The following is a 22,350-nucleotide window of genomic DNA, read 5'->3' as shown; positions in this document are numbered from 1 at the left end:
CTCGAACGCCCCCGTCGGCGGCGAACCCGTTCGCGTGTTCGAGCTGGTCCCAGGTTCACAGGCGCATCTGAACACCGGAACAGGGTCGAATCGCTTTTGCCGGCGGCCGCCGCGTCACCCACTATGACCAGCGTCAAGGAGTTCCGCGTCGAGCGCGAACCCACGGCGACGGCGACCGGAACGGGGCGCTTCGCCTTCACCGACGACTACTCCGTCTTCGACTGGGGACCGATGCCCGACGAGATTCCGGAGAAGGGCCGCAGTCTCTGTACGATGGGCGCGTTCAACTTCGAACTGCTCGAACGCGAGGGCGTCCCCACCCACTACCGCGGGGTCGGCCCGGACGCCGTCCCCTTAGGCGAGACGAGCGAGGCGCCGCGCGAACTCGCCATCGACCTCGTGCAGGTGCCGGACCTGCCCTACGAGGACGGGTACGACTACGACGCCTACCACGGCGTGGCGGGGTCGAACTACCTGATCCCGCTCGAAATCGTCTTCCGGAACACGGTGCCGGTGGGGTCGAGCCTCCGGACGCGGGGCGAACCGCGCGACTACGGTCTCGACCACGATTCGTGGCCGGACGACCCGATCGACCTGCCGGACCCGGTCGTCGAGTTCTCGACGAAGTACGAGGAGCAGGACCGCTATCTCGACCGGGACGAGGCCGATCGGATCGCTGGCGCCGCCGCCCTCGACGAACTCGCGGACGTGGCCCGCGAAGTGAACCGCGTGGTCACGGAACGAGCGGAGGAGACGGGCTTCGTCCACGAGGACGGCAAGATCGAGTGTTGCTACGTCGACGGCGAGGTTCGCGTGGCGGACGTGGTGGGGACGTTCGACGAGAACCGCTTCGCCTACGGTGGGCAGGAGGTGTCCAAGGAGGTGGTGCGGCAGTTCTACAAGCGCGCCCACCCCGAGTGGGTCGAGGCGGTGAGCGAGGCGAAAGCCGAGGCCGACCGGCGGGGCGTGGCCGACTGGCGGCCGCTCTGTACCGTCGACCCGAACCCCCTCCCGGCGGCCGTCATCGACGCCGTCGCCGACATGTACGCCGCGGGGGCGAACGCCTACACGGGCGAGGCGTGGTTCGACGCGCCGAGCATCGGCGCGGCCGTCGACGCCGTCCGCGACCTGTAGGGCGACTCCAAAACGGCTTTTGCTCGCGGCCGCGCAGAGTCGACCGATGACGGCATACACCGCGACGGTCACGGTGCGACTCAAGCGGGGCGTCCTCGATCCGGAGGCGGAGACGACCCAGCGCGCGCTCGAACGACTCGGGTTCGAACTCGAGGATCTCCGGTCGGCCGACCGGTTCGAACTCGACCTCGACGCCGAGTCGGCGGCGGCGGCCGAGGAGCGCGTCGACGAGATGGCGGAGCGACTGCTCGCGAACCCGACCATCCACGACTACGAGGTCGAGGTCACGGAGCGATGACGGTTGCGGTGATCCAGTTCGGCGGGAGTAACTGCGACCGCGATTCGGTGCGTGCGCTCTCCCACCTCGGCATCGACGCCGAACGCGTCTGGTACGAGGACGGCCTGCCCGCCGACGCCACGGGCGTGATGCTCCCCGGCGGCTTCTCCTACGGCGACTACCTCCGTGCGGGCGTGATGGCGGCGCGCACCCCGATCATCGAGGCGGTGCGCGAGGCCGCCGCCGACGGCGTGCCCGTCCTCGGCGTCTGCAACGGCGCCCAGATCGGCTGTGAAGCGGGGCTGACCCCGGGCGCCTTCACGATCAACGAGAGCGCGCGCTTCCAGTGTGAGCGCGTCCACGTCCGGGTCGAGAACGCCGACACGCCGTGGACCCGCGCGTACGACGAGGGCGACGTGCTCGCCCTCCCCATCGCCCACGGCGAGGGGCGCTTCGAGGCGAACGACGAGACGTACGACCGCCTCGTGAGTGAGGACCGCGTCCTCCTGCGCTACTGCGACGCGCAGGGACAGGTGACGGACGACGCGAACCCCAACGGCTCCCGCGGCAACGTGGCGGGCGTCCTCGGCGACCGGGAGACGGTCGCCGTGATGATGCCCCATCCCGAGCGGGCGACGCTCCCGGACCTCGACGGGACGGACGGCGCCGGCCTGCTCCGCGGGTTCGAGGCGGCGCTGGCCGAAGCCGAGGCCTGATCGGCGCCGACCGCGCCGCTACAACAGCACCGGCACCGGTGACCCGGTGCGTATCCAGCCGTCGGCGTTACCGTTCTCCCGGATTTCGTACCAGCCGTCCCGGTGGACGACGGCCGTGCAGTTCAGGTCGGCTGTCCCGTGAACGTCGATGTGTGTCATCCGCATCTCGATGAGAGGCCCGCCACTATCGAGTGTATATGTGCCATACCCGCGGGTAACGAGTGCGTAGGCGGCGGCAGGGGGAGCCTGCCTACAGTTTCTCCGAGGCGATGGCCTGGTTGGTGCGGCGCTGTGCCTGTCGGAACCGGCGGTCGGCCGACGCTGCCGCCCGCTCCGGGAGCGTGTCACGGAGGCCGTCGAACCGCTCGACTGCGCGCTGGAGGTTGGCGGCGAGCGCTTCGAGCGCCCGGTCGGTGCCCTGTCGGTCGCCTCGATCGGCTCGTTCGGCCGCGCGCTCCGCGGCGCCGCTGACCGCCTCCATCGCCCGGAGCAGGCCGCCGAGGACGTTGGTCTTGCCCGTGGCGCCGGGCCGGGCGTCCGTGGGGGCGGACGCGTTCCCGTCGTCGTCCTCCTCGTCCCCGTCGCTTCCGATGGCGGCGAGCTGATCCGCCGTCTCGTTCGTGATCGAGGCGACGAAGGAGGCGAGCGACGCCTTGCCCGTGCGCGGGCGGTCGATACGGACCGGAGCGGTGTCCGACGGATTGACCCGGAAGGCGCCGATGGCGTCGTCGACGTCCCGCACCTCGGCCGTGTACGCGCCGTCGCGATGGACGTAGACGGCGTCGGGACCGTCGAGCGGCGCCCAGTACACGCGGCCGCCGAAGTCGTCGTCGACGGCGACTTCGGTCAGTTCCGCCTCGGCCCCGTCGGCGTCGACTTCGAGTTTGGTGGCGGCCTCGTTGGCGACGAGGGGGATGTCACCGTCGACACCGGCGAGGGTCGTCGTTCGGGAGGCGGACCCGTCGGTCGGCGTCGCGGTGGCGGTGGCGGTGGCGGTGGCGGTGGCGGTGGCGTCGGTCCCCGAGCCACCGTTACCCACCTCGACCGGTTCGTCGTGCGGGGCGAGCCCGGGGGCGTTGACCGTCAGGCGGTGCGAACCGGATTCGACGCCGCGGAACATCGACACGCCGCGGAACGTCGGTGCGGCGACGGGGTCGCTCCGAAGGAGGGCGATGGCCTCGACGGCCGTCTCCGCCGTCGTGACCCCCTCGCCGTCAGGTGCGTCCGGCGACTGGGTCACCTGACTGACCGTGGCGATCACGTCGTTGATCGGGCCGGGTGGGTCGATGGCGTCGTACTGGTCGGCGAGCGCCGCGCGGTGGGCCGGCTCGGTGATGTCGGCGGCGGGGTCGGCGTACCGTTCCTGATCCCACGGCGTGCCCGCCGTGGTGATGTGGCTCGCGATGGCGTTCTCCGCGAACTCGGGGACTGCGAACTCGAAATTCAACTGCGGACCGGTGAACTCGGCGATGTTCTCGACTTCGCTCGTCGGGACGAGGTCGTAGGTCACGTCGGCGTCGACGGCCGACCGGCCGTCGTGACCGAAGACGACCCCCGTCTCCCGGGCCGGGAGGTCCGAAGGCGGTTCGGAGAGGTCGTCGAACGACCGGACCGTCAGCGCCTCGGGGACGAGCGACTCGCGGGTGACGGCCGAGAGATCGTCGTGTTCGTAGATGGGTGCGCCGTCGAGTTCGGGGACGACGTAGGGGAGGCGCAGTCCCTCGTCCCGGGGAAGGCCGTAGGCCGCCGGGAGTTCGGCGAGCGCCTCGATGACGCCCACTGCACGGTTCGTGATGTCGGCGGGCAGGTCCTCCAGCGGGAGGCGCTGGAAGCTGTTGAGGCGGTCGTTCAGCGACAGGGCGCTGGAGTGCGACCCGAGTTCGGAGAGGATACGGGGCACCCGGTCGGGGTCCGGGTCGAGGAACTCGTTGTTCGGCACGCGCGGCGAGTGGGAACTCGCGACGAGGAGTTGGGGGTCGCCGGAGTCGGTATCGACGAAGACGTGTAACACCTCCCAGTCGTGCCAGTGGAAGTTGGTGGTGAACTGATCGAACGCCGAGTAGTACCAGAACTGGACGACCGCCAGCGGCGACTCGGCGTACTCGACGACGTTGTAGAACACCGTCGGCGCGGGCGGCTCGCCCGACTCCTCGAACGTGGCGGTGTAGCCGTCGAAGGCGGCGAAGCCGTCGACGACCGTCTCGCCGTCGCGTTCGGACGTGTACTGGCGCGGGTCCGTCGGGAACCACCGTTCCGCGGCGTCGTAGGTGAGCGCCGGGGCGAAGCGCTCGGCCAGTTCCCGAGCGCGGTCGGCGTCGGGCGTCTCGGTGGGTGGGGCGTCCGTCCCGGGGTCGTCGTCGCCGGTCGACGTGGGCGTGGCGTCGCCGCCACCGGCGGGACAACCGGCGAGTGCCGCGGTGCCCGTCCCGGCGAGGGCGCCGAGGAGCGACCGACGGCGGAGGCGGGCGTCGTCAGGTTCGGACATCGAACTCACCCGGACGGATCGACGACGATGCGACTCGTGACATACACGCTACTGCGGGTGACGAACGAAATGTCTTGGGGCGGCGGCCGCTATCGCGCCAGCGGCATCGCATACCCCGCTTCCTCGGCGACCACCGTCTCCCACGTCGCCTCGCAGTCACACGACACCTGCTCGAACACCGACGGGTCGCCGCGGAGGCTGAAATCCTTGATCGCCCGCTCCACCTGCTCGTCGCACTCGCCGCAGTTGTGGGGACCGCGGTCGCTCCCGCCGCCCACGGGGTCGGAGACGACGATGGCGTCGGCGTCGGCGGTACGTTCGAGGACGTCGGCGACCGACCAGAGCCACGGCGGGCGATAGCCGCCCTCGAAGTGGAGGTCGTCGACCATCGTGTACCGCTGGACGTTACAGGGGTTCATCGAGACGGTGTGACAGTACTCCGCACACCTGCGAATCGAAGACACCATGTCCTCGACCGCCTCGGCCTCCGTGAGGAAGGGGGGCTTCATCAGGAGGTAGGCCTTCACGCCCGCGCCGGCGGCGTCGGCCTCCTCGGTCGCGGCGACGAAGTCCGCGAAGTCGAAGTACTTGTTCACGCAGTCGTGACGGACACGGTCCGTCGCCGTCTCCAGGCCGATGGCCACGTCGGTCGCGAGACCGCGGTCGGTGAAGTCCGCGAGTTTCCCGCGGTCGACGAAGTCGGGGAGGGATTCGACGACGATGCGCTCGCGGTCGGCGAAGGCGTCGGCGATGGCGGCGCGGGTCTCCGCGCCGACTTCGCGTTCGTCGAGGAAGGAGCCGGAGGTGTAGATCTTGATCAGGCCCGACGGCTCGTCGGCGTTCTCGCGTTCGTGGGCGAGACAGGCGTCGATCTGATCCATCAGGGCGTCGTGCGGGACCGACCCGCCCTCGACGGATTCGGCCACGTACCCACACATGGTACAGCCACCGGCCCGCGCCCAGCGACAGCCACCGGTGTTGAGGATGATCGTCAACGACTGGTAGACGCCGTCAGGCGTCCGATCCTCGTCTATCCACACCCGTGTCGGTTCGTGCGGGTCGTACCGCTTCTCCTTGCGGGATCGAATCTCCCGCATCACCTGATTGTGGGCGTCCATGCCCTTCCCCCGTTCGTACACCTCGGGGCTCGGCTCGCTCATTGCGGAGGGGTAGCCGACCGACGCGTAAAGCGGCTTCGGGGTCGGTGCGAAGCGGGCGGGTTTGTGTCCAATTATCACGGAGGTCGTGGGGAATTTTCCGCACACCGCGCCTCCTTCCGACAGTCACGTAACCACGATACGTTACACCCGCGAAGCAACGACTAACACATTGGAGACGTAATAAACTAACGTACGTTACCATGACAGACTTAGGCGGATTCAACGATCACGTAGCGCGCGTGGACCTCAGTTCCGGCGACGTTGCATACGAGAGCGTCGACGACGAGGACGCGAAGAAATACATCGGCGGACGCGGCCTCGGCGTGAAGTACGTCTTCGACGCCGGGCCGGAAGTCGACCCGCTGGGTCCCGACAACCGACTCGTGTTCATGAACGGCCCACTCACCGGGTCGCAGGCCGTGATGAGCGGCCGGATCGCGATCTGTACGAAGTCCCCGCTCACGGGGACCGTCACCGACTCCCACCACGGCGGCTGGTCGGGCGCCCGGCTCAAGTGGTCCGGCTTCGACGGACTGGTGTTCGACGGGCAGTCCGAGGACCCGGTCTACGCCGTCGTCGAGGACGGCGAGGTCGAACTCCGTGACGCCTCCCATCTGTGGGGCAAGGGCGTCCACGAGACGCGCGAGACCCTCGAAGAGGAGGTCGAAGGCTCCTACGGGAAGAACCTCTCCTGTATGGCCATCGGACAGGCCGGCGAGAACGAAGCCCGCTACGCCTGCATCGTGAACGAGGACGACCGCTCCTCGGGCCGCGGTGGCACCGGCTGTGTGATGGGCAACAAGGGCCTCAAGGCCGTCGTCGTCAAATCCGGCACGAAGATGCCGAAACCCGCCGACTCCGACACGTTCGGCGAGGGCGCCCGGCAGGCCATGCAGGTCATCCAGGAGTCCGACGTCACCGCGCCCAACGAGGGCGCGCTCTCGATGTACGGCACGAACGTGCTCATGAACATCACGGAGGAGATGGACGGCCACCCGACGAAGAACGGCCAGTACACGTCCTCCTTCGCGATGAACGAGGTCGAAGGCACGGACGTCGAGGCCGAGAAGATCAGCGGCGAGAACGTTCGCGAGAACATCCTCGTCGACGAGCCGACCTGTCACTCCTGCCCCGTCGCCTGTAAGAAGGAAGTCGAGGTCAACTACAAGCACAAGGGCCAGGACATGAACGTCCGGATGGAGTCCTACGAGTACGAGAGCGCGTGGGCCCTCGGCACCAACTCGGGCAACGACGACCGCGACGCCATCGCGATCATGATCGATCGCTGTAACGACGTGGGTCTCGACACCATCGACATGGGGAACATGCTGGCCATGGCGATGGAGATGACCGACAAGGGCTACCTCGACGGCCTCGACGACGACGTCGACTGGGGCGACGAGGAGCACATGATCGACCTCATCGAGGAGACCGGACACCGCTCCAGCGACCTGGGCGACCTGCTCGCCATGGGCGCGGAGCGTGCCGCCGAGGAGATGGACGCCCACGACTGCCGGCTGGACGTCAAGGGCCAGACCATCGCCGCCTACGACCCGCGCTGCATGAAGGGTATGGGCATCGGCTACGCCACCTCGAACCGTGGCGCCTGCCACCTGCGCGGCTACACGCCGGCCGCCGAGATTCTCGGCATCCCGGAGAAGGTCGATCCCTACGAGTGGGAGGGCAAGGGCGAACTCTGTGCCACCTTCCAGGACCTCCACGCCATCTCGGACTCGTTCGACATCTGCAAGTTCAACGCGTTCGCGGAGGGCATCGAGGAGTACATCAAGCAGTACAACGGCATGACCGGCCGCGACCTCTCGGAGAACGAGCTCATGACGGCCGGTGAGCGCGTGTACAACCTCGAACGCTACTTCAACAACCTCGCCGGCTTCGACGGCGCCGACGACTCGCTCCCGGGTCGCTTCGTCGAGGGCGACGAGGAAGCCATCCCGGGCCAGCGCGGCTCCGAGGGTGAGCTCTGCGAACTCGCCGAGATGAAAGAGGAGTACTACAGCCACCGTGGCTGGGTCGACGGCGTCGTCACCGACGAGACGCTCGAAGACCTCGACATCACCGCGGGTCCGGGCACGGGCGTCTCCGGCTCCGGCGGTCAGGCTCCGGCCGACGACTAACGCAGCAGCCCACGACTTTTCGTTTTTTTACGGACCGCAGCTACGGCTCCGGATCGACACCGTGGCGGAGTTCGTACTGTGTTAGCGCGAGCATCGCCCGCCCGTCCCGCAGGCCACCGTCATCGGACTGCGTCCGATTGCTCGCGGAGCGTGGCTCCGCGCTGTCCAGTGCGGCCGCGAGAATCGCGTCGTAGTCGACCGTCTCGACGCGGATGCTCTCGTTGAAATCGAGGTCGGTTTCGGCGGTGGGGGTACACCCCTGCGCGACGAAGTGGTGGTGGACGGAGTTGGCGATGCCGTTCGTCGGTTCGGCCGAGAACAGGTGGGAGACGGTGTCGGCTTCGTAGCCCGTCTCCTCACGGAGTTCGCGCCGCGCGGCGGCGGCGAAATCGGCGTCGTCGGCTTCGACGGAGCCGGCGGGCAGCCCGCGATTCACCCGCCCGACCGCCTGACGCCACTCCTCGATGACGACCACATCGCCGTCGGGGGTAAACGGGAGGACGACGACGGCGTGCGGTTCGTCGACGTAGTGATAGTCGGTTTCGGTGCCGTCGGGCAGGGTCACCTCGTCGCGGCGCACGTCGAAGCCGGGACAGGTGTAGTCGACGGCCGAGTCGGTCGTCTCCCAGCGCAGTTCGTCGTCCGTGTCCATACCGACCGTGGGCGACGGGTGCCGAAAAAGCCTAGGCGTCCTCGCGCCGCCGCACGACGGCACCGGCCCCGACGAGTCCGAGCGAGACGAGCGTCGCGAGGAGGTGAATCTCCCCGACCCACAGCGGGAGGCGGACGCCGGCGCTGATCAAGCGGAGCAGCGGCGTGAGCACCGGCACCTGCTCGCCCGTCGCCACGCCGTCGCCCGGGGTGTCGCCGTAGGTAGGCGCGCCGGCCGGTTCGCCGACGGGCAGGCGGTCGGCCTCGTACGGCAGGGTGCGGTAGTCGAACTGGTGTTCCCGGACGACGGTTCCCGTGGAGTTGATCTCGACGAGGCGGGCGTTCCGCGTGTCGGTGATCAGCGTGTTGCCGTTGGGGAGGCGGTCGGCGTCGCGCGGCCAGTCGAACTTCTGGCCGGCGGCGCCGTGAAGCACCCAGACCGGCTCCCAGACCCCCTCGTCGTTCCGGTGGAGTTCGACGACGCGGTGGTTCTCGCTGTCGGCGACGAGGACGGCACCGTCGCCGAGCCACTGCGGGTTGTGCTGGTGGTAGAGGACCGACGGGTCGCCGACGAGGCCGTCGTCGTCGGAGTCGTCGTCGCGGTCGGCGTTGATCACCTCGACGACGCCCTCGCCGCGTTCGAGGACGACGAGCTGGTTGGCGTTGCGCACGGAGACGAGGAAGCGGCCCTGACCGATCCGGTCTACGTCGTTGATGTGGAGCCAGTCCTGGGTCGTCGGGTCGTCGGGCGCCTCGTACCGGCTGCTCGCCTCCCACTCCCACGTGATCTCGCCGCCCTCGACGACGAACACGCGTTCGTGTTCCATGTCGGCGACGACGAACCCGCCGCCCGGAAGCGGCTCCACGTCGTGGACTTCGCTCGCGACCCGGTTGCGCACCGGGAACGACCACTCGTACGTCACTGCGGGTCCGGCGTCGGCTCCGGGGTCGATGATCCGGAACCCGGTTCGGTGACAGGGTGGGGCGTAGGGCCGACAGTCCTCGTAGCCGTCGGCCATGAAGCCCGCGAGCACCGAGCCGTTGTCGAGCATGGTCACGTCGAAGTAGACGGGTGCGGAGGATTCGCGCCACGCCTCTTCGCCGCCGTCGAGGAGGCGGACGGAGCCGCCGTCGTGGTAGCTGCCGACCCCTTGGACGCCGACGAGGGTACGGGGCGTGTCGTCGGCGGGGGTCGAGGCGCCGGTGGAGCTGGTGGGTGCCAGCGCCGCCCCCACGCCTACCGTGAGGACGAGACACAGACAGCCGAGGACGACGAGGGCGTCGCCGGTGCCGAGCCGGGAGGGCATCTAGTCGTCGGGTGTCGAGTGGCGAGCATAAGCCTTCGGATACACGCTACTCCGAACGGTATCCTCGCTCTCACGACCGTCGGGTCGCCACACCGCGACGCACGGCAATACCGCCGTCAGACCCGCGTCAGACGGGGCGCCAACAGTCTTGTGGGATGAGCCTGTAGAGGCACGCATGACGGACGGCACCCCCGACAACGTCCTCTTCGAGTGGTACGAGCGGTACATCGGCGATCCCGAGACGGAGACGGACGTGTATCTCGGGTTCGCACTCTTTTTCGGCGGTATCGCCCTCGGGGCCGTCGGTATCGTCGTCTTCCTGCTGTCGGCGGCGGTGAGCGGCGGCGGCACACCGGCGTGGGCGATTCGCGAGGTGGCGATGGTCGCCGCCGCCGTCGGGTTCCCCGTCATCCTCCTCGGGATGGTCGTCCTCCTCCCCGGTGATCGACGGATGACGTACGTTTCGGTCGGGGGCTTTGCCGTCTGCCTCGTCGCCGTGGGCCTCTTCGTCGCCACCTACCCCATGAACTGGAACGTGGCGCGGACGCCGGACTACAGCGCCCAGGGCGTCGCCATCTACGCCGTCGGACTGGTGGCCGTCGTCGGTGCGACGGGGGCGGCGCTGGTCGGCCACCAGCTCGAACGCGCGGCGCCCGGCGAACGGGCGGCCGCGGTGAGCGCCGGGGCGGGAGACGCGGGAGGATCTGGCAGTGCGAACGGTGCGGGCGGCGCGGGCGGCGCGGGCGAAACGGTGTCGGACGAACAGGTGCGCCGGGACATCGACGAGGCGATGGAAGACGCCGACCTGTCGTGGGGCGGCGTCAACCGAAAGAACACCAAGCGCCTCGAACTCAACACGCCGAGCGACGTCGAGGTGGACCGCGAGGCGTTCGAGAACGCCGAGGCGACGACGGTCCGATCCTCGGGACAGAACGTGGACGACGCGCTGTCGAACCTGCGGAAGTTACAGGGCCGCGAACAGGCGACCGACTCCTCGACGGGCGTCGACGATCAGACGGCGGCCCTGACCGAACTCCGGAAACAGCAGGAGGCAGAGGAGGTCGCGACCGAGGACGAGGAGGGCCTCGTCGACCGTGCACGGAAGCTGTTTTCGTCGTAAGGGCGCCGCGTCACCCGATTCCGTATTTGCCGAATTCGACCGTCTGACGCCTGTCAGACCCAGGTAAGCGATCAAACACTTGGGCGAACGTTTATGATGGCGACGGGGCATGACACGCGTATGGCTAAAGGCCTAGACGTCGGCACCATGAACCTCATCTCGGCACAGCAGGAGGGCGCGGAGACGGTTTTCGTCCAGCAGCGCAACTCCTTCGTCGAAATCGAGTACTCCGACATGGCAGAGCAGATGCTCTCGCGGAGCGACGTCCTCCACATCCGGAAGGACGACAAGGTGTACGTCGTCGGCGACGACGCCCTCAACTTCGCGAACATCTTCAACGAGGAGACGCGCCGCCCGATGCAACACGGCATCCTCTCCTCCGAGGAGTCCTCGGCGATTCCGATGATCAAGCTCATCACCGAACAGGTAGTGGGCCAACCCAACCACCCCGGCGAGCGCCTCTACTTCTCCTCGCCCGCCGACCCCATCGACTCCAACCTCTCTACCCTCTATCACGAGAAGACCCTCGAATCCATGCTCGGCGACATGGGCTACGAGACGGAACCGATCAACGAGGGGATGGCAGTCATCTACTCCGAACTCGCCAACCACAACTTCACGGGTCTCGGCGTCTCCTTCGGCGCCGGCATGACCAACGTCTGCCTGTCGTACTACGCCGTTCCGGTCATGAAGTTCTCCATCGCTCGCGGGGGCGACTGGATCGACGAGCAGGCCGCGCAGGCGACGGGGACGCCCGTCGACAAGGTCACCTCGATCAAGGAGGACGACTTCGAACTCGACTTCCGCACCGACGTGGGCGGCGTCGAGGGCGCACTCGCCATCTACTACGAGAACCTGCTCGACTACGTCATCGAGAACATCGCCCGCGAAGTCGACGAGGAGGACGTCGAGGAGGACCTAGACGTGCCCGTCGTCGTCACCGGCGGCACCTCCAGCCCCCGCGGCTTCGAGAAACTGTTCGAGGACCACCTGCGTGACGCCTCGATTCCGTTCTCGATCAGCGAGGTCCAGAGCGTCGACGAACCGCTCTACAGCGTCGCCCGCGGCGCCCTGGTCGCCGCGCGCTCCGACGAGGAACAGGAAGAGCAGGAGAGCGGCGGGCGGCAGGCGCAGGAGTCGCCCGCGGAAGACTGAGCGGCCTCGCCCTCACTGCCCACCGCCGGCGTCGGCCTCGACGCCGGTATCCTCCGAGTGAGCCGTGTCGTCGTCGGCGTCGTCCCTCGCTTCTTCTTCGGCGTCCTCGTCCGCGGCGTCCTCGCCCGTCCGCGCGTAAAAGCGCCTGAGCGCGTCGTCCCACGACTCGCTCGACGCCCCGGAAGACGGCCGGGAGAGCGGTGGCTGGAGTTCCACGCCCGGTTCAGCGTCGGTGTCGTGGGCGTGATAGAAGCGCCGGAGCGCGTCGTCCCACGACTCGACCGTCCGAGCCTCGCCCCGGTGTTCGGCCGCGATACCGACGTAGCCGCAGTCCTCACAGACGGACGCCTCCCGCCCGCTCAGGGCGTACGTCGCGAGCGGGCCGCCACACTGCGGACAGTCCATACCCCCGGATTTCCGCCCCACGTATTTAGCCTTCCCCCCGCCGTCGCCGCTGCGGGGTGTACGTTTATGTGACCTCCCGGTTTATTCAGTGAAGTGACACGAAATACGAGACGCGCCGCGGCCGCCGCGCTGGTCGTCCTCGCGGCCGGTGCCGTTGCCCTCCCCGTCGTCGCCGTGAGTGAACCGCGCGACGCGCCCGAGGATACGCGACCGCCGGTGCGTGTCTACGTCAGCGAGACGCTCGACATCTCGTCGGTCCAGCTGTCGGGCGACGGGACGGTCGGTACCGAGGAGACGACGTTCACTGCCGTCGGCGGCGGGGAGTCGTTCACCGTCGATCCGACGAACGCGAGCTTCGACGGCGTCCCGGTGGGGTCCTACTACGCCACCGACGATAGCGACGTGCGCGCCGACCTGACGGTGGTTCGGCCACAGGTGTACAGCATCGTCCTTCGGGACGAGCGCCAAGAGGACGTGACCGGCCGCTCGACCGACGCGGCGAATTTGGATCGGCTGACGATTCGGGCCAGATACAGCTTCGCCGACGTGGACCGACTCGACGTCTCCGTCGTCGATCCCTCCGGCGCCGAAGTAGCGACCGCTCGGATCACGGAGAACGACCAGCAGATCACCGTCGACATCCCCGATCCCACGCCGGGTATCTACAGGATCACCGCGTCCGGGAGCAACATCGAGGCCGGGAACCGCACCGTGACGGTCCGCGTCCGTGGACAGGTGGCGACGGCGTCGGCGACGGCGACGGCCACGGTCACGGCGGCGCCGACGACAACGCCCACGGCGACGCCCGAACCGACGCCCACGGCGACACCCACGGCGACGCCCGAACCGACACCCACGGCGACGCCCGAACCGACACCCACGGCGACGCCCACCGCCGGCACGACGGCCGACGAGGGTCCCGGCTTCGGCGTCGTGGCCGCCCTCCTGGCGCTGCTGGCGGTCGCGCTACTCGGCAGACGGCGCCGCTAGTCGACCGACTGGGTTCGCTCGAACCGATACGCCGGCAGTCGGAGTTCGTCGAGTTCCGGCATGTGTTTGACGTTGTAGACGACCTGCATCTCGGCCGTCGCCGGCGCCCCGATACAGGAGAGGTGGATGCCACGCTCGGTCATCTCTCTCGACAGGACGTGATCGATAGGGACCGTCATCTCGCCCTCGACGACGGCGACGGCGCAGTTCGCGCACGCGCCGCCGCGGCAGGCGTAGGGCCAGGCGAAGCCGCGATTTTCGGCGGCTTCGAGCAGCGTCTCGCCGGGTTCGACCCGGAACTCGCCGTAGTCCTCGGCGTCGAGTCCGGCGTCGGCCGCGGCCGCGAAGAGTCCGTCGTCGTCGATGGACCACCCACGGTCCGCGATCACCTCGTAGTTGAGATACTCGACGCGGGCGCCGGCGTCGTGGTGCCCGTCGTCGTCTTCCTCGTCGTCGACGGCTTCGGGGGCGTCCTCGCCGGTCCGCATCGCCGTGATCGCCTCGTAGGCTTCCTTCACCCGCTGGAAGGCACGCGCCGACCCACCCTGATCCGGATGGGTCTCCATGACTCGGCGGCGGTACGCCTGGTCGATCGCCGCGTCGTCCGCCTCCGAATCCACCTCCAGAATCTCGAACGGGTCGGCCACAGGTGACGGTAGGGCGTGAGAACGATAAAAGAACGGATCGAACGCGACGTCGTCCGACGGTGCAATCCCTCACCGGTAGGTCTCGACAGCGACGCCGGGCACACTCCCGAAGTGACTGTCTCCGGCGAGGACCGGTTCGTCTCGCTCCAACGCGGTCGCAGCGACCGCTGCGTCGCCTTTCCCGATTCCGGGCCCATCACCCTCGTCGGCATCGGCCAGACGTTCCCCGAGGAGCCGTCCCGCGCGACGGGCGATGCTCGGAGTCATATCTACCAGCGGGTAGGAATCGAGTACCGCTTCTACCATCTGTCGCTCTTGACGGGTGTTCGCCACCATCCCGACGCCGATGTAGAGTTCCAGCACGGTCATCGACGGGATCACCAACGGGACGCTCTCGGCTTCGAGTTCCCGTTCCTTCGTGACGCGCTCTCGACACCGTCGACGACGTCCAGAACGAAGCTCGTATCGACGATCATTCGAAGCGCTCCGCGACCTCGTGGACCTCGTCGCGATCCTCCCGCTCAGCAGCCTCGACGGCGTTCCGCATCTCGCTCACCCGCTCTTCGTCGAAGACCCCGCGGAGGTCGCGGAGCGACCGCCCCCCGACGAGTCGCTCCAGCGTCTCGCTGAGCGTCTCTCCCTCGCGGTTCTCGCTCTGAATCCGAGCGTAGAGCCGTTCGCTCACCCGAATCTGCTTCGTTCCCATGGTCGGTCGTTGACGACGTTGACAGCAAAAGGTATCGTCGAGAGCAGCCGGGAGTCCCCGAACCGTTCGACAGTCGGCCGCCACGGAGAGCTACTGCTCGTCGGCTGAAAGTGGGGAACATGGGCCGGCACGAATTTGAATCACGCCGAGTTCGCTCGCGATGCTCGCTCCTCGTCTCATTCAAATTCGACCGGAGAGTCGTCCCACCGTTTCCCGAGGGTGAACGGTGGGAAAAGTGGGCCGGCACGAATTTGAATCGCACGAGACCTGCGGTCTCGCTGGCCCTCGCTCGCTTCGCTCGCGAGGACGTGGTTACGGCCACTCGACGGCCGTCGCTCGTCGGCTGAAAGTGGGGAAAATGGGCCGGCACGAATTTGAATCGTGGTTACGGCCACCCGAAGGCCGAAGGATACCAAGCTACCCCACCGGCCCGCGGTCGAACGAACGCCAGCGGCGAGTTTAACAGTTGTGATTCGTCGGCTTCGACGGGATCAGTACGACCGAAAGCCCGCGGTGTCGAGGTAGTTGTGCGCGACGGTGATGGCGTGGTCGGCGTGGAGCGCCTTCGGTCCGAGGCGCACCCGAGCGTCGGCACGGTCGGTCAGCAGGTCGCGTTCGTCGGCCGCGAAGTCGTGGTGGTCCGAGAGGACGAAGACGGGGTCGGTCGGTGGCTCGCAGTCGACGACCGGCGTTCCGTCCTCGTGGAGTTGAATCAGGGTGCCGTCCAGCGCGTCCAGCGTCGCCTCGAACCCCCGGCGCCGGATCGAGACGCCCGGACTCGACTCGACGGGCTGGTGGCCGATGGCGTCGTCGCGGCGGTCCAGCGCGCCCCGGATCAGCGCGGCCGTGCTCCGCTCGTCGGGGTTCAGCCGGCGGAGATTGCTCCCCTCGAAGGTGACGGTGAACGTATCCGCGAGCACGAGGTGGGCACGCACGTCCTCGCGGATGGCGTGCGAGAGGAAAAAGGCGGAGTTGACACACCGACAGAGCACGTCGAGGCGCCCGGCGGCGCCCGCGAGGTCGTCGAGCGAGAAGTCGGGGGTCGTCGGCGCGTCGTGACCGACGACGACGAACTGGCGCATGGTGCCCCTGCGCGGCCGCCGACCTTGGGCTATTCGATCCGGACCGTCGTCGACGCGGCGAGCCGTCCCGTCGGGTCGTCGACGAGGAGGCGCGCACGGAGAGTGTGGTCGCCGGCGTCGACGGCGACCCACTCGTCGGGCGCGACGCGGACGCGCTGGTACCACGTCGCCGCGAACGTCTTGGTCTCGCGGCGGGCGAAGCGAATGGTTCCAGTATCGTCGGGGAGGGCTTCGACTTCCGAGGCGCGGTCGACCCCGTCGACCGACCACGTCCACGGGACCGGCGCTCGCGTGCGCAGGCGAAGCGGGAGGGGGAGACGGTTGCGGACGGTGACGCGCAGACGGATCGATTCGTCCGGCGCGTAGCGCGCGCGGTCGGTCGCCACGTCGACGACGAGGGCGCGGCGGCGGAGCGACCGGGGGAGGAGCGCGTGACTCGCCTTCGCGGCGTCGATGGAACGGGTCGTCGCCGTGCGCGGCGCCGGGGTGTTCGGGTGGTCGTCGCGCGTCAGGGCGTCGGTGCGCTCCGCGCGGCGGGGGGGTCGCGTCACCGTTCGACCTCCAGGTCCGCGTCCAGTCGGTCGGAGTAGGGACAGGCGATGGCGTGATCCCCGGCGACCGGTTCCAGATCGGGGTGAGCGTCCCACTCGCCGCAGTCGTCCTGTGCGATGGGGCAGCGAGTGTGGAACTTACAGCCATCGGGCGGTTCGGTCGCGGAGGGGACGGCGCCGTCGAGGACGACCCGGTCGCCCGCCCACCGCGGGTCGGGTTCGGGGACGGCCGAGAGCAGCGAGTAGGTGTAGGGGTGGTAGGGGGGCGAGAACACCTCCTCGACGGTCCCGATTTCGACGAGTTCGCCGAGATACATCACGGCCACCCGGTCGGCGATGTGCTGGACGACCGAGAGGTCGTGGGCGACGAAGAGGTAGGTGAGGCCGAACTCGTCTTGCAGGTCCGCGAGCAGGTTGAGCACCCCGGCCTGGACGGACACGTCGAGTGCGCTGACGGGTTCGTCACAGACGACGAACTCGGGGTCGACGGCGAGTGCTCGGGCGATGCCGACGCGCTGGCGCTGACCGCCGGAGAGTTCGCGGGGATAGCGCCCGGCGTGGCTGGGGCGGAGACCGACCGTCTCCAGCAGTTCGGCGACCCGCCGGTCGCGCTCGCCGACCGGGCCGACCTCGTGAGCGTCGAGCGCCTCGCGGAGCGTGTCGCCGACGGTGAGACGCGGGTCGAGGCTCGCGCTCGGGTTCTGGAAGACGTACTGGAGGTCACGTCGGCGCTCGCGCAGTTCGCCGGCAGAGAGGGCGCCGAGGTCGTCGCCCCGGTGACGGACGGTCCCAGCGGTCGGCTCTTCGAGGTGGACGAGCGCCCGGCCGAGCGTGCTCTTGCCACATCCCGACTCGCCGACGAGGGCTAGCGTCTCGCCGGGGTAGATGTCGAGGTCGACGCCGTCGACGGCCCGCACCCACCGGCGTCGGCCGAGCAGGCGCGCGAGGAAACTCTCCTCGGTCGGGTAGTGTTTGACCAGTCCCTCGGCGCTGAGCAAGGGATCGGTCACGGGTCGGCCTCCCCGTCGACCTCGACGTAGAAATCGAGGTCGCCGTCGAAGTCGGCGTCGTCGACGTGGGCGAGGCAGGCAGCGCGGTGGTCGTCGCCATCGACCGCGACGAGCGGCGGGTCGCGTTTCGTACACGCGTCCTCGGCGTAGGGACAGCGGGGGTGGAAGCGACAGCCCGGCGGCGGGGCGGCGAGGTCGGGCGTGGACCCCGGAATCGTCCGGAGTCGGTCGCGGTCGTCGCCGATCCGAGGGACGGCGCTCAGGAGGCCGGCGGTGTAGGGGTGCTGTGGGCGGTAGAACAGGTCGTCGACGGACGCGGATTCGACGGCCTGCCCTGCGTACATCACGAGTGCGCGGTCACAGAACTCGGCGACGACGCCGAGGTCGTGCGAGATCAGTTGCACGGCGAGGTCGTCGGCCGCGAGTTCGTCGAGCAGGTCGAGCAGTTGGGCCTGGATCGTCACGTCGAGTGCCGTGGTGGGTTCGTCCGCGATCAGGAGGTCGGGGTCGCCCGCGAGCGCGATGGCGACGACCGCCCGCTGGGCCATGCCGCCCGAGAACTCGTGGGGGTACTGGGTCGCGCGGGTCGCGGGGTCGGGAATTCCCACCCGATCCAGCAGAGAAACGGCGCGGTCGTCCGCGGCCGCCCCGTCGAGGTCGGTGTGGACCCGCACCGCCTCGGCGACCTGTTCGCCGACGGTGTAGACGGGATCGAGCGCCGTCTCGGGGTCCTGAAACACCATGCCGACCTCGCCGCCGCGGAGGCGGCGGAGGCGTTCGGGGTCGGCGCCGAGTACCTCCTCGCCGTCGACGCGGATCGACCCGCCTTCGATCCGGCCGGGGTCGTCGAGCAAGTCGAGAATCGCGAGGGCGGCGACGGTCTTGCCCGCGCCGCTCTCGCCGACGACGCCGAGGCGCTCGCCGCGGTCGAGGGTGTACGAGAGGCCGTCCACGGCGTGGACGACCCCGCCTTCGGTGTAGAAGCGGACGTCGAGGTCCTCGACTTCCAGCAGCGCCACTACCGACCCTCCCGGGTGCGGTACCGGTCGGCACCGGCGTCGGGGTCGAGGGCGTCGCGCACGCCGTCGCCGACGAGGTTGATCGAGAGGACGAACAGAAAGATGGCGAGGCCGGGGAAGACGGTGACCCACCACTCGCCGCCGACGAGGGTGTCGCGGCCGGCCGAGAGCATCGATCCCCACTCGGCGGTGCCGGGCTGGAGTCCGAGACCGAGGAAGCCGAGCGCCGCCGCCGAGAGGACGACGGTGCCGACGTTGAGCGTCGCCTGCACGACGACGGGCGCGACGGCGTTGGGGACGACGTGACGGGCGAGGATTCGACGGTCGCGCACGCCGACCGCCCGCGCCGCGAGCACGTAGTCGCGTTCGACGACGCTCAACACCTCGCCGCGGATGAGGCGGGCGTAGCCGATCCAGCCGACGGCGACCAGGGCGCCGACGAGTTTCCAGAAGCCCTGTCCGAACACCGCCACGAGCGCGATGGCGAGGACGAGGAAAGGGAAGGCGTAGAGCACGTCGACCAGCCGCATGATGGTCTCGTCGACCCAGCCGCCGACGTAGCCGGCGATGGCGCCGAGGGGCACGCCGACGACGAGGGCGAGGGAGACGGCGATGACGCCGATGGAGAGGCTGAACCGGCCGCCGTAGACGACGCGGGAGAACACGTCGCGGCCGGCCCAGTCGGTGCCGAAGGGGTGGGCGAGGGAGGGCGGACGGTAGGTGGGGGCGACGCCGGACGCCGCGGGGTCGTAGGGGGCGATGGCGAACGGCTGGACGACGACGCTCCCCACCTCGATGGGCCGGGCGAAGACGGCTAGCAAGGCCATGACGGCGATGACGACGAGGCCGGCGACGGCGGCGCGGTCACGGCGAAAGCGGGTCCAGGCGCGCGTCCGGCGGTCGGTCGCTGGCGTCGGCGCCGCGGTGTCCGTCTCGTCGACGGCGCCGCCATCGGCGTCGGCGTCGAACCCGCGCACGCGGAGTCGGCCGCGGCCGTCGAGGGGATTTCGGGACACGGTCAGTCGGAGGGTGTTGCGTTCATACTCAGTAGGTGATGCGCGGGTCGAGCCAGGCGTACAGCACGTCCGCGAGGAGGTTGGCGACGACGACGGCGGTCGCCGTGTCGTCGCCGTCGGCCGGTCGTACACGGTCGTGAGCGGGGAGTGGCGTGTTCATACTCAGTAGGTGATGCGCGGGTCGAGCCAGGCGTACAGCACGTCCGCGAGGAGGTTGGCGACGACGACGGCGGTGGCGACGAGCAACACGATCGCCTGCACGACGGGGAAGTCGCGCTGGAGGATGGCGCGGACGAGGAGGCGCCCGAGGCCGGGCCAGGAGAACACCCGCTCGACGACGACGGCGCCGTCTAGGAGGAACGCCACCTGAACGGCGGCGACGGTGACGACCGAGATGAGGGAGTTGCGCAGGACGTGTTTGCGGATCACGGTACGCTCGTCGAGTCCTCGCGCACGGGCGGCGCGGACGTACTCCTGGCGGAGCTGTTCGGTGACGGCCGAGCGCGTGAGGCGGGTGAACAGGGCGGCCGAGGCGGTGCCGAGGGTCACGGCGGGCAGGACGAGGAAGACGAGCGATTCGGGCGCGAAGACGGGCGCCACGGGCGGGATGACGGGGACGAGGTTCAGGTGGACGCCGAACAGGAGGATGAGCAGGAGACCGAGCCAGAAGTTGGGGGTGGCGATGCCGAGGAGGGCGACGACGCGGCTCCCCTCGTCGAGGAGGCTCCCTCGCCGGACGGCGGCGACGACGCCGGCCGGGACGCCGACGAACAGGGCGATCAGGAAGGAGATGCCGCCGAGGACGAGCGTCTCGGGCAGTCGCTCGGCGATGGCGGCGCTCACGCTCCGGTCGGAGGCGATGCGTTCCCCGAAGTCGAGATGGAGTACGTCGTTCAACCAGAGCAGGTACTGTTTCCAGACGGGTTCGTCGAGGTGGTACTGGGCGCGGAGCGACGCCCGCAGCTCCGGCGTCGCCTCCTGAAACTGGAGGACGTAGTCGACGGGCGTTCCGGGCAGGAGCTTCACGAGGGCGAAGGTGAGTGCGGAGACGCCGACGAGGATGGGCAGGGTGAGAAGCGTCCGCCGGAGGACGTAACGGCGGAGCGACACCGGTCACCCGCCCCCGGTCGTGGTGTACGCCCCCATCGTCGGGGCGTAGATGGACGTGAATTCGCCGGAGTCGAGGGGGTAGGTGCGAAAGCCCTCGACGGCGTCGGTGCGGTACGCCTCGATGCGCGTGCCGAAGCGGACGAAGCCGACGGGCGCCTCCTCGACGACCCGTCGCTGGGCTTGCTCGTATCGGTCACGGCGTTCGGCGGTGTCGTAGGTAGTCAGCGCCTCGTCGAGCAGGCGGTCGACCTCGTCGCTGGCGTAGTGAGCGGCGTTACAGCACGAGGGCGTCGCCTGCTCGCTGTAGAAGAGGGGGCGAAGGTAGGTGTCGGGGTCCCACCCGCCGGACCAGCCGAGCGCCATCATGGCGTCCGAGCGGTGGGAGTCGCCCGAGAGGACTCGACCGACGTAGGTGCTCCACTCGAACTGCTCGATGGACACGTCGAAGAAGTCGGTCGCGTTCAGCTCGTCGCGGACGAGCTGCGCCCAGCGCACCCGGTCGCCCGTCTCGTTGGTGACGATGGTCGTCTCGTAGGGAGGGGAGATGTCGAGGGCGGCGAACCCGGCGTCGAGCAACTCGGCGGCTCGCTCGGGGTCGTAGCGCATGTATTCGTCGCCCATCTCCGCCAGGAACGACTCGGAGGTGTAGTCGTCGAGCAGCGGGGAGATGGGGGCGTAGGCGGGCCGGCCGATGCCGCCGTACACCGAGTCGATGATCGCCTCGCGAGGGATGAGCCGGGAGACGCCCTCGCGCACGTCGCGGTTCGAGAACGGGCGGCTGGCGAGCGGGAAGACGAGCATCTCGAAGCCGCCGGCGAGATGTTCGGAGACGGTGATCGCGTCGTCGTCGCGGAGGTCGGCCACCGCGTCCGCCGGCGGGTTGTTGGCGAGGTCGATGTCGCCGCCCTGTAGCGCCGCCACCTGTGAGGCCTGTTCGACGATGATGCGGAAGGTGATCGTCTCGATGGGGGGTTCGGCGGGGACGTCGTCGGCGTCCGACCCGTTGCCCGAACCGCCCGCGAACCAGTGGTCGTCCGCGCGGACGAGCCGGTAGAGCCGGTCGGGTTCGTGGGTGTCGAAGGCGTAGGGACCGGTGCCCACGGGGCCGGTAGAGAGATCGAGGGCGTCCGTGGCGGCCGCCTCGGGGACGATGGGGACGCCGCCGAGGGTCAGTTGGAACGGAGCGTACGGCCGCGAGAGCGTCACGTCGAGCGTGTGGTCGTCGCGGATCGTCGCGTCGTCGTACCAGAGGAACACGTCGGACTCGCGGGGGGTGCCCGCGTAGCGCTCGAAGGAGGCTTTCACGTCGGCCGCGGTGCAGTCGCTCCCGTCGTGGAAAGTGACGCCCTCGCGGAGGGAGACACGCCAGGTGCGGTCGTCGCGCTGGTCGAGGTCGGTAGCGAGGACCGGATGGACGGAACCCTCGAAGTCGACGGCGACGAGAGGTTCGTAGACGAGGTCGAACGCCTTCCGGGACGTGGTGTCGTTCGCCTGCGTCGGATCGTACGTGCTCACGTCGGCGCCGAGCGTCGCGACGAGTTCCGAGCCGTCGTCGCCGCCGGCGCAGCCGGCGAGGCCGACGGCGCCCGTAGCGCCCACCCATCGCAGCAGTTGGCGGCGCGATGTGGTGACCGGTGGCATACTACCAGTCCGGCGGTCGACGCCGAAATAGGC

23 protein-coding genes, 1 tRNA gene and 1 pseudogene are annotated in these 22,350 nt (G+C 69.1%); 7 read left to right on the top strand and 18 right to left on the bottom strand.

Going from position 1 to position 22,350, the window contains the following annotated elements:
- Positions 1–123: 123 nt before the first annotated feature.
- The 3 genes from DU484_RS04725 to purQ are packed head-to-tail and all read left to right on the top strand — an operon-like array spanning position 124 to position 2,127.
- Positions 124–1,134 (top strand): phosphoribosylaminoimidazolesuccinocarboxamide synthase, encoded by a 1,011-nt coding sequence (locus DU484_RS04725; RefSeq protein WP_114605238.1) that lies wholly within the window; start codon positions 124–126, stop codon positions 1,132–1,134.
- Positions 1,135–1,180: 46 nt separating this feature from the next.
- Positions 1,181–1,432, top strand: coding sequence for a phosphoribosylformylglycinamidine synthase subunit PurS (purS, locus tag DU484_RS04720; protein ID WP_114585018.1), 252 nt, complete (start codon positions 1,181–1,183; stop codon positions 1,430–1,432).
- Positions 1,429–2,127, top strand: a complete 699-nt coding sequence (purQ, locus tag DU484_RS04715; RefSeq protein WP_114585017.1) for a phosphoribosylformylglycinamidine synthase I — start codon at positions 1,429–1,431, stop codon at positions 2,125–2,127. Before purS ends, purQ begins: the two co-directional genes overlap by 4 nt.
- An 18-nt stretch (positions 2,128–2,145) precedes the next feature.
- Here the strand turns inward: purQ and DU484_RS19400 are convergent, their stop codons facing one another.
- The 3 genes from DU484_RS19400 to DU484_RS04705 form a co-directional block, all read right to left on the bottom strand.
- Positions 2,146–2,286 carry a hypothetical protein gene (locus DU484_RS19400; RefSeq protein ID WP_157969253.1) on the bottom strand — a complete coding sequence of 47 codons (141 nt, stop codon included), beginning with the start codon at positions 2,284–2,286 and terminating at the stop codon, positions 2,146–2,148.
- A gap of 91 nt (positions 2,287–2,377) precedes the next feature.
- A complete protein-coding gene (locus tag DU484_RS19910; protein ID WP_187347763.1) occupies positions 2,378–4,612 on the bottom strand; it encodes a hypothetical protein in 2,235 nt (744 codons plus the stop codon).
- Between the two features lie 89 nt (positions 4,613–4,701).
- Positions 4,702–5,772, bottom strand: coding sequence for an archaeosine biosynthesis radical SAM protein RaSEA (locus DU484_RS04705; RefSeq protein ID WP_114605237.1), 1,071 nt, complete (start codon positions 5,770–5,772; stop codon positions 4,702–4,704).
- 200 nt (positions 5,773–5,972) lie between these two features.
- Here DU484_RS04705 and DU484_RS04700 point away from each other — a divergent pair, with 200 nt between their 5' ends.
- Positions 5,973–7,907, top strand: coding sequence for an aldehyde ferredoxin oxidoreductase family protein (locus DU484_RS04700; RefSeq protein WP_114605236.1), 1,935 nt, complete (start codon positions 5,973–5,975; stop codon positions 7,905–7,907).
- A gap of 40 nt (positions 7,908–7,947) precedes the next feature.
- Here the strand turns inward: DU484_RS04700 and DU484_RS04695 are convergent, their stop codons facing one another.
- Together DU484_RS04695 and DU484_RS04690 are read right to left on the bottom strand one after the other, a co-directional pair.
- A complete protein-coding gene (locus DU484_RS04695; RefSeq protein ID WP_114605235.1) occupies positions 7,948–8,559 on the bottom strand; it encodes an NUDIX hydrolase in 612 nt (203 codons plus the stop codon).
- Between the two features lie 31 nt (positions 8,560–8,590).
- Entirely contained in the window at positions 8,591–9,865 is a 1,275-nt protein-coding gene (locus DU484_RS04690) for an aryl-sulfate sulfotransferase (protein ID WP_114585013.1), read from the bottom strand.
- A gap of 175 nt (positions 9,866–10,040) precedes the next feature.
- On the opposite strand from DU484_RS04690, the gene DU484_RS04685 reads away from it, so the two are divergent.
- Entirely contained in the window at positions 10,041–10,985 is a 945-nt protein-coding gene (locus DU484_RS04685; RefSeq protein WP_114605234.1) for a DUF7139 domain-containing protein, read from the top strand.
- A gap of 120 nt (positions 10,986–11,105) precedes the next feature.
- Positions 11,106–12,140 carry a disk-shape morphogenesis protein volactin gene (locus DU484_RS04680; protein WP_114605233.1) on the top strand — a complete coding sequence of 345 codons (1,035 nt, stop codon included), beginning with the start codon at positions 11,106–11,108 and terminating at the stop codon, positions 12,138–12,140.
- 12 nt (positions 12,141–12,152) lie between these two features.
- Here DU484_RS04680 and DU484_RS04675 read toward each other — a convergent pair whose 3' ends face one another.
- Complete coding sequence (locus DU484_RS04675) at positions 12,153–12,545, bottom strand: TFIIB-type zinc ribbon-containing protein (RefSeq protein ID WP_114585010.1); 393 nt, start codon at positions 12,543–12,545, stop codon at positions 12,153–12,155.
- A gap of 93 nt (positions 12,546–12,638) precedes the next feature.
- On the opposite strand from DU484_RS04675, the gene DU484_RS04670 reads away from it, so the two are divergent.
- On the top strand, positions 12,639–13,535 hold the full coding sequence (locus DU484_RS04670) for a PGF-CTERM sorting domain-containing protein (protein ID WP_114605232.1): 897 nt from the start codon (positions 12,639–12,641) through the stop codon (positions 13,533–13,535).
- Here the strand turns inward: DU484_RS04670 and fer are convergent.
- From fer to DU484_RS04615, 12 genes and pseudogenes are all read right to left on the bottom strand, one after another.
- Entirely contained in the window at positions 13,532–14,182 is a 651-nt protein-coding gene (gene fer, locus DU484_RS04665) for a ferredoxin Fer (protein ID WP_114605231.1), read from the bottom strand. The genes DU484_RS04670 and fer overlap by 4 nt on opposite strands.
- 69 nt (positions 14,183–14,251) lie before the next feature.
- Positions 14,252–14,658: pseudogene (locus tag DU484_RS04660) on the bottom strand (PIN domain-containing protein).
- Positions 14,655–14,888 (bottom strand): antitoxin VapB family protein, encoded by a 234-nt coding sequence (locus DU484_RS04655; protein ID WP_114585008.1) that lies wholly within the window; start codon positions 14,886–14,888, stop codon positions 14,655–14,657. The pseudogene DU484_RS04660 and the gene DU484_RS04655 overlap by 4 nt, the downstream one beginning before the upstream one ends.
- Before the next feature lie 359 nt (positions 14,889–15,247).
- A tRNA-Pro gene (locus DU484_RS04650) sits at positions 15,248–15,320 on the bottom strand.
- A gap of 59 nt (positions 15,321–15,379) precedes the next feature.
- Positions 15,380–15,970 carry a tRNA (pseudouridine(54)-N(1))-methyltransferase TrmY gene (gene trmY, locus DU484_RS04645; RefSeq protein ID WP_114585007.1) on the bottom strand — a complete coding sequence of 197 codons (591 nt, stop codon included), beginning with the start codon at positions 15,968–15,970 and terminating at the stop codon, positions 15,380–15,382.
- A gap of 29 nt (positions 15,971–15,999) precedes the next feature.
- Complete coding sequence (locus DU484_RS04640) at positions 16,000–16,521, bottom strand: hypothetical protein (RefSeq protein ID WP_114585006.1); 522 nt, start codon at positions 16,519–16,521, stop codon at positions 16,000–16,002.
- Complete coding sequence (locus DU484_RS04635) at positions 16,518–17,531, bottom strand: ABC transporter ATP-binding protein (protein ID WP_114605230.1); 1,014 nt, start codon at positions 17,529–17,531, stop codon at positions 16,518–16,520. Before DU484_RS04635 ends, DU484_RS04640 begins: the two co-directional genes overlap by 4 nt.
- The gene (locus DU484_RS04630; protein WP_114585004.1) at positions 17,528–18,550 is read right to left on the bottom strand and encodes an ABC transporter ATP-binding protein; all 1,023 of its coding nucleotides are present in this window, start codon (positions 18,548–18,550) and stop codon (positions 17,528–17,530) included. Before DU484_RS04630 ends, DU484_RS04635 begins: the two co-directional genes overlap by 4 nt.
- Positions 18,550–19,572 (bottom strand): ABC transporter permease, encoded by a 1,023-nt coding sequence (locus DU484_RS04625; RefSeq protein ID WP_394338758.1) that lies wholly within the window; start codon positions 19,570–19,572, stop codon positions 18,550–18,552. Before DU484_RS04625 ends, DU484_RS04630 begins: the two co-directional genes overlap by 1 nt.
- 22 nt (positions 19,573–19,594) lie before the next feature.
- A complete protein-coding gene (locus tag DU484_RS20290) occupies positions 19,595–19,726 on the bottom strand; it encodes a hypothetical protein (protein WP_262342854.1) in 132 nt (43 codons plus the stop codon).
- A 2-nt stretch (positions 19,727–19,728) separates the two neighbouring features.
- Positions 19,729–20,676: an ABC transporter permease gene (locus tag DU484_RS04620; protein ID WP_114605228.1), complete on the bottom strand. Its 948-nt coding sequence runs from the start codon at positions 20,674–20,676 to the stop codon at positions 19,729–19,731.
- A gap of 3 nt (positions 20,677–20,679) precedes the next feature.
- Positions 20,680–22,317: an ABC transporter substrate-binding protein gene (locus tag DU484_RS04615; protein ID WP_114605227.1), complete on the bottom strand. Its 1,638-nt coding sequence runs from the start codon at positions 22,315–22,317 to the stop codon at positions 20,680–20,682.
- Between the last annotated feature and the right edge of the window lie 33 nt (positions 22,318–22,350).

The organism is Haloplanus rubicundus (assembly GCF_003342675.1).
Taxonomy (GTDB): domain Archaea; phylum Halobacteriota; class Halobacteria; order Halobacteriales; family Haloferacaceae; genus Haloplanus; species Haloplanus rubicundus.
This window is presented reverse-complemented; position numbering and strand designations above follow the sequence as displayed.